Origin of the sequence: Microcoleus sp. BM001215392 (genome assembly GCF_036700185.1) — a bacterium.
GTDB lineage: Bacteria > Cyanobacteriota > Cyanobacteriia > Cyanobacteriales > Microcoleaceae > Microcoleus.
In genome coordinates this window covers 1-7,039 of sequence record NZ_JAUBOJ010000386.1, presented here as the reverse complement: position 1 = coordinate 7,039, position 7,039 = coordinate 1, and the positions used below count along the sequence as shown (strand labels likewise).

Genomic DNA, 7,039 nt, shown 5'->3' with positions numbered 1-7,039 from the left:
GTCTCCCTAAGCATAACTTGTTAATTATTATAGCATTTTCACGATCGACCGAGCGGCTCAAATGTATCAAAATTGCGATCGTCAATTATTTGAGATCCCCGACTTCTTCAAGAACTCAGGGATACACACCCACAAAACCCGAAGCTTCCAACCCTGCATATATCTAATCAGGCCGTGCAAAACCCGTTCGAGGGTCACTAATAAACAAACCCAAAACCAGCGAGTCCATCACCGTATCCCAGACAGGAGTCAAACGTTCAGCATCATCAACCCAATAGTCAAAAGTAATCAAACACTGAACATTAGAACCCAATCCGATACAGATTCGCGAATAAGCTTCCCGCTGTTCGGGAGGGTCGATAAACTTAAATTGAGTCCAAACAACCCGAGCAGTTTGCCGCTTCAATTGGATAATATCCCCAGGATCGATCGGATTTCTGGTATCATCTTCAACTATCTTCTGTAATAGCGGCACCAGGGGAAAATCAGCCCAATTGTTAGGAGGTAACAAATTAAACGAAACCTCCAAACAACAATCATCATCCGGCGGTTTCTTGTCCGTAAACCGGAACGACTTGGTATCCGGTTCAAAATGCCAATCTTGGGGGACATCAAAGCGGACTGCACCTCTTCCAGCGACAAAGATGCGAGTTCCGGGCTGAGATTTCCAATTGTGGTCTTCTTTGAGCTCTAGGGTTTCCTTGAGCCATTCTTGCTTTTTGCGCTTAGACATAAACAGAACACCAAATTACTGCTAATGTGTAGTTTGAGACTTGGCAAACACATTTTAACTCTATTTTGCTCGCCCTTTGCTCAAATATAATAATCATTACAAAAATTATAAATTTCTTTCTTCTCTGTTTCTCCGCCTTCTCTGCGCCTCTGCGGTTAAAAAAAATCCTTTCACAAATTCCTAATTTTTATTTTTAACTTGAGGAATCACACATCTAATTCCGCCTTTATTTCCAGCCGCATCGCCCCTGTAGCGGGGGATAACATGAATCGCAGCGTGATTGCGACTTTGACCAGCATCTTTATTAATATTGATACCCACATTAAAACCATCAGGCTTAAAATCTTTAATTAACATCTCTTGCACCTTATTCGCCATAAACCAGCAAGCCGATTGCTCTCGAAACGGCAATTCAAAATAATTGGCAGTGTGACGTTTGGGAACAATTAAAACATGACCTTGGCTGGCGGGATAACCGTCAAATATTGCATAGGCTGTCGCTGATTCTGTCAGTAAAGTTAGGTTTTTGTACGGATTGCAGAATATGCAGTTATTCGTGGAATTTCTTTGATGGTTGTAATGCACGTATTCGTAGATTTCGCAAGACTCATTTAAGAGAGACGACTTAAATGGAAGTTTGACAATGCACTGATAGGTAGGTTTTTTGTGTACGTAGTGTTCTCGAAAACCTTCTTTTTTGATATCCCTTCTCACGGCAAAATATGCTTTACCTCCTGGTTTTAACAGGTGTGAGACTTCCATCAGCACATTCGCTTGTTCTTCGGGAAACAAAACATTTAAAACATAAAAGCAAATGATTGTATCAAATTTATGTTGGGGGAATTCTGGAAAATAATAAGAGTCGTAACCTGTAATATCAAAGCCTTTTTGCTGCAACAATTTAACATCACTCCCGAAGCCGCACCCAAAATCTAAAACTTTAGCTTGAAGCAAGTTTTGCTCTAATAAAAATCTTGCCGGAAATGACAGGTAAATTCTTTCAATTGCTGTGAGGTGGCTGAATTTATTTTGTTGCTTTTTCATCGCGGCATAAATTTGAGAGACTTAACTTTTGCGTAAAGGTTTTGCGATAATTCCGAGGATTTTGTCAACTTCCTTGATATAATAGTCTGTCAAATCGATAAAGACTGTTTGATTTACTAATTTTAGAAATTTCCAAGCATTCCCAGTAGTAACGCAGCCGTAAATCGCTTCAATTTCATCATTTTGCTGCTGGTTAAATAGCTGAGCTCCCAACATTTCAGCGATGCACTGTCCGAGTCCACTTTTAATATTTTCATTTTTGGCTTCTACTAAAGTGATAACTGGTGTGCGGATTTCATACAAGTCATTAGATGCGGTGAGAATATAGTCGCAATAGCCGTTAAGTCCGCTTTTGGGGTCGGCATTAAATTCAGTACCGGAAAAAAAGCCGATTTGGAAGTTTAAGATGCGGCGCACTTCTAGTAATATGGGTGCAATAATTAATTCCGATCGCGCTTTTTCCGTATTGATCGCGGTGGCAAGGGGGATGTATTCTGTTAAAGTGGTTTTGAGATAGTCGCTAGGTGCGATCGCATCTACATCAGCAAACAACACCGTTTTTTCATCAACGGTGAGGTTAAAAGCCGATCGCACTTTTGAAATCGTAGTAAAATCGCTGTATGCCATTGGTGAAATCCTTCTTCACTCTTCAGTCCGCAGAGGCGGACTTCGTTTGTCTAGGAGCGATTTCAATCGCCGAATCTTATCTTCGTGAAACAACTTACTAAAAATTGTATCACTATTGCAGTTTGGCGATCGCCCCTTTAGCCACCAACACCTGACCAGTCACCAAATCCCGCACCGTAGCCAACAACACCCGCCTCTCGTCCACCTCAAAACTCACCGAAACCCGATCGATCCCCAAAACTCCCGGCGGATTCAAATGCGCCACACAAACCTCCTGGTGGTGGCTTTCCAAAGAACGAAAATCGCTGTGTTTGTTGAGCAAACTGCTCGTCATTTGCCCTTTTTCGTTAAAAGTAACCTCTGCTTGCGACACCTGGGCAACTTCGCCAATATCTAACCGAATTTCCCTTTGCCCTTCAATAGCAACTTGTAACGTCAACTCTTCGGAACTTTCACACGGATACTTCATTTCTTTGCTAAATATCGGCGAATAAGCATAAGCTTTAGCATAAGGTTCCCAGAGACGGATTGCATAGCTGTGCCGCAAATAATCGTCAACACTCGCCAATTGTGTCAAAGCTAAAGCGCCGTGGGCTACAGCTTCAAAAGGCTTATCTCTTTTGACTTTTTGCCGCCCAAAATAGGAAACAACTAAATTAGATACAGCCGGAATCAGAGAAGTTCCTCCTACCAGCAAAACTTGTTCTATATCTGCTTTACTGATACCTTTTCCCAGCGCAATACTCAGCACTTCATCTAAACATTCCCGCAATTGTTCCAACAACTGCCGAGATTCCAAAATTTGTTCAAGTTTATCTCGGTTTAGCTGCAAATCATAAGACATAAAATTTTCATCGTCAAACCAACTTTCCTTCGCCTCATTAACTTGAGAAACTTGGATTTTTAACTTTTCGGCTATTTCTAATAAATTTTGCCAGCCCACGCCGCCGACTTCGGCTCGCGACGAACCAATTTGCCGCAAATAATCTTCAACAATCCAGATATCAATATCTTCGCCGCCGATGTAAGCATCGGATTTTGCCAATACTTCGGCGCGCAACCCCCCCAGCCCCCCCGGGCTTCGGGGGGGAGCAAGATTTGTTTCCCCCGGGCTTCGGGGGGGTAAGGGGGGGGTAACAGCAGTGCGCACCAAACTTAAATCTAAAGTTCCGCCGCCAAAATCTACTACTAAAACTAAAGAACCGGGTCGTTTTATTGCATATCCCAGGGCGGCGGCTGTGGATTCATCGATTAGCTGAACTTCCTCAACTCCTAAATTTTCTGCCAAGTCGCGAAACCAATCCAAATATCGCTCAAAGGCTCCTACTGGTACTGTAAAAATTAGTTTTTTTGGTTGAATATTTTGGTTAAATAATTGTTTGTAAATAGTTTTGATAAACTGTTCTGCTACTGATTCACTCGTGTAAGTTTCGCCGTCAATATTCCTGGCTGGAGGCTGAAAATCGGCGGCTAAGTCGCGTTTAAAAGCTTTGAAAAAACGGCCGGGCTGGGATTGAGCCAGACGCTGGGAGCGCACTTTTTCTCCCAATACCAACTCCCCCGGATTTTTCACAAATACACAAGTCGGAACTACAGGTATTTCTAGAATATCTCCGCTAGAATTCTTTAGTTGAAAAATCCTAGACATCTCGCCCAACCTCAAAGTTTCGGCTATTTGCGTGTCCGGGTTGAGAATGCAAACAACTGTGTTGCTGGTACCGAAGTCAATTGCAACTGTAACCATGTCTATTATAGATTTTATCTGGTAGATTTTTGATTGAATTTTTGAGGTTATTGGCAGGATGCAGTTAATTCGCTCTTCAGGGAAGCATCTACTCTATTTATGGCTGTGCATGGTGTAGGTTAGTTAATTTTTTATACCCGCTGGAAGAGTGCGGCTAACTTTAGCCGGGGCCAGAATTTCCTGTCCATTCCGATATCCTACAAATCTAACATAAACTAATTCTCCTTCTGTTATATCTTCAATATCCGGCTGGTGCAACTGCGGATTGTAAGGCGTTTGTTCCCAAGCTGAACCGATTGTTTCAAAATTCCAACTTGACAAGAGGTTTTCTAGGGGAGTAAAAAGAGCCGAAAGATTTTTGGCGGGCATTTCCGGCTTGGCTTCTGCCATTTTGCGTGCGCTGGGATAGCTGGTTAACAAAGTCTGCAATTGCTCAAAGGTAGCGCGGCGAAAATCGGCAGTTAATTGAGTTTTTTGCTGCTGCAATTCTTCGCGCAACCGGAAACACTGCTGTTTCAATTCTTCGATTTCGCTGGGATTCGTGGTGATTGTAGCCGATATTGGCAGTGCGTTTAAAGTGCGATCGAATTCCTGGAAATTCAAATTTAGCACAGTTGCCAGCCGCCGCAGTTTGTCTACTGTGAGTTTTCCCACGTCTCCCTGCCGCACTAAGCGCACCCCGAAGCGACTTAAGCCTGCTTGCTTGCCTAAATCTTGCCAATCTACGATATTTAGCTGATTCATGCGTTCCCGGAGGATTTTATCGTACTTAAAGTCGATCGCATCTCCGGCTTCGGATGCAGCATAAAGGTAGACTACAATTAGAAAAATGCCCCCGACAGCTAGCGCGATACTAAAGGCCGGCACTGTTGTTGTATCAACTGTTACGCCGAGGAGATAGAACATTGTTAATTTTTCTAAACTTGTTTTAAAGTCTGCGTTTGTTGGGCGGTCAAATTTTCTTGGCCTTCGTAGTATTCAGGTAGCAAGTCTTGAAATTCTACTTTTCCGAGGGCTTTTTCAATTCCGGCGGTGGTTTCAGTACAACTCGAACCAGTGGCGTTGAGGACGGTTTCGGTAATTTTGCCGTCTTTGCCAATGCGGTATTCTATTTTGCGGTATTCTGCCATAGTTCCTCTTGTTTTAATGCTTGACGGTTGAGTTTTGACTGTTGAGTTATATTATAGATTGTGTTTACCAATTATTTAAATGAATTTTTGTAGCGACAATGCAGCCGGGGTTTCGCCAGAGATTATGGACGCGATTGCAGCGGCTAATTGCGGTGCTGTGATGTCCTATGGAGATGATGAATATACTGAGCGTTTGCAAGTTAAATTCTCAGATTTGTTCGAGACATCGGTGACTGTTTTTCCTGTAGCAACTGGTTCTGCTGCTAATGCTTTAGCCTTGGCGGTGATGACTCCGAGCTACGGAGCTGTTTACTGTCACGCCCAATCTCATATTAATCTGGATGAATGCGGTGCGCCGGAATTTTTTACTGGCGGTGCAAAGTTAGTGAGTGTAACAGGAAATCATGGTAAGATCGAGGCAGAGACTTTAGATGAAACAGTCGATCGCGCTGGTGCAGGAGTCGTCCACCACGTACAGCCCGCCGCCGTCAGCATCACGCAAGCCACAGAAGCCGGCACAGTCTACAATCCAGCAGAAATTGCCCAGATTTCGGAAGTTGTGCGCCGCCACAATTTGCACCTACACATGGATGGAGCTCGGTTTGCTAACGCTGTTGCTAGTTTGGGCTGTGCTCCTGCGGAGATTACTTGGCGCGCAGGTGTGGATATTCTCTCATTTGGAGCGACAAAAAACGGCGCAATGGCTGCGGAAGCTGTGGTATTTTTCAATCAAGAATTAGCAAAGACTTTCCCATTTTACCGCAAGCGCAGCGGGCATCTGTTCTCAAAAATGCGGTTTTTATCGGCGCAGTTGGAAGCATATATAACTGATGATTTGTGGCTAACAAATGCGGTTCATGCAAACAAGATGGCAGTTAAATTAGCCCAAGGTTTGGCCGGAGTTGATCGAGTCAAGTTTTGCCATCCCGTCGAAGCTAACGAGATTTTTATGCAGCTTCCCGAATCGGTAATTGCAGCAGCTTTGAGTCATGGTTTTCAGTTTTATCGGTGGGATAACTCTACTGTCAGACTGGTAACAGCTTTTAATACTAAAGAAGAAGATGTTAATGCTTTCGTGAATTTTTGTAAAGGCGAGCTTTCCCGATAATATTTAAAGGTTTGTAGTGAGGAATGCGAGTCCGCATCCATCAAGGACTCGCATTCCTCACTACAATCTTGAAAAAGGTTTGATCGTTCGGAATGCGAGTCCGCATCCATCAAGGACTAAAGTCCTCACTACAAACCTAGAGTTTAATCGATTCATGAATAGGTTCTGCAACTGCTGCTAATTCCGGTTCCTCTGCTTCGAGGTGCGCTTCCAAAAGCGCCAGATTTCTCATGTTTGACTTATAGAAAGCATCGAAGATATCCCCGACTAAAGGCACTGAGCCGATAACTGCTTCTAAACCAATATTGTAAATCATTTTCCCGAGGGTTTTTTGGGGAAGGTTGAATTGAGTTGCCAAATAAATTAAGTAGGCAGAAAACGCAGTATCTACTATATCTCCAGCACCCGGAACTAAACCGATAATCGGATCTAAACCAATGCGAAATTTAGTACCGGGGATGCCAATGGCGGTATCCATCAGGCGGCTGAGTTTGCGGATGCGGTTGAGAGTGGCAAGACGCTCTATTTTGTTCATATTATTATTGTTGGACTAGCTGGAAAAATTGCCATCAGTCGGAAGACGGAAAAAGCATCGCCCTGACAGGTTCGATCGTTCGGACTTCAGTCCTCTTCCAACCAGAGAGGACTGAAGT

General features: G+C 43.5%; 8 protein-coding genes. 1 reads left to right on the top strand and 7 read right to left on the bottom strand.

Translation table 11 applies throughout. From position 1 onward, the window contains the following. Window positions 1–163: 163 nt before the first annotated feature. From QT974_RS28625 to QT974_RS28600, 6 genes are all read right to left on the bottom strand, one after another. Window positions 164–733 carry a hypothetical protein gene (locus tag QT974_RS28625; protein ID WP_333471778.1) on the bottom strand — a complete coding sequence of 190 codons (570 nt, stop codon included), beginning with the start codon at window positions 731–733 and terminating at the stop codon, window positions 164–166. 180 nt (window positions 734–913) lie between these two features. Further along, window positions 914–1,777, bottom strand: a complete 864-nt coding sequence (locus QT974_RS28620) for a bifunctional class I SAM-dependent methyltransferase/HIT family protein (protein ID WP_333471777.1) — start codon at window positions 1,775–1,777, stop codon at window positions 914–916. A 21-nt stretch (window positions 1,778–1,798) separates the two neighbouring features. Then, window positions 1,799–2,404: a hypothetical protein gene (locus QT974_RS28615; protein WP_333471776.1), complete on the bottom strand. Its 606-nt coding sequence runs from the start codon at window positions 2,402–2,404 to the stop codon at window positions 1,799–1,801. Window positions 2,405–2,516: 112 nt separating this feature from the next. Then, window positions 2,517–4,148, bottom strand: a complete 1,632-nt coding sequence (locus QT974_RS28610; protein WP_333471775.1) for an Hsp70 family protein — start codon at window positions 4,146–4,148, stop codon at window positions 2,517–2,519. A gap of 123 nt (window positions 4,149–4,271) precedes the next feature. Beyond that, the gene (locus QT974_RS28605) at window positions 4,272–5,054 is read right to left on the bottom strand and encodes a nucleotide exchange factor GrpE (RefSeq protein WP_333471774.1); all 783 of its coding nucleotides are present in this window, start codon (window positions 5,052–5,054) and stop codon (window positions 4,272–4,274) included. A gap of 11 nt (window positions 5,055–5,065) precedes the next feature. Next, entirely contained in the window at window positions 5,066–5,278 is a 213-nt protein-coding gene (locus tag QT974_RS28600) for a DUF2997 domain-containing protein (RefSeq protein ID WP_333471773.1), read from the bottom strand. 79 nt (window positions 5,279–5,357) lie between these two features. Between QT974_RS28600 and QT974_RS28595 the strand changes: the two genes are divergently transcribed. Continuing rightward, window positions 5,358–6,386, top strand: a complete 1,029-nt coding sequence (locus QT974_RS28595) for a threonine aldolase family protein (protein WP_333471772.1) — start codon at window positions 5,358–5,360, stop codon at window positions 6,384–6,386. 136 nt (window positions 6,387–6,522) lie between these two features. Here the strand turns inward: QT974_RS28595 and QT974_RS28590 are convergent, their stop codons facing one another. Continuing rightward, entirely contained in the window at window positions 6,523–6,921 is a 399-nt protein-coding gene (locus tag QT974_RS28590; protein WP_333471771.1) for a DUF4112 domain-containing protein, read from the bottom strand. Window positions 6,922–7,039 lie beyond the last annotated feature (118 nt).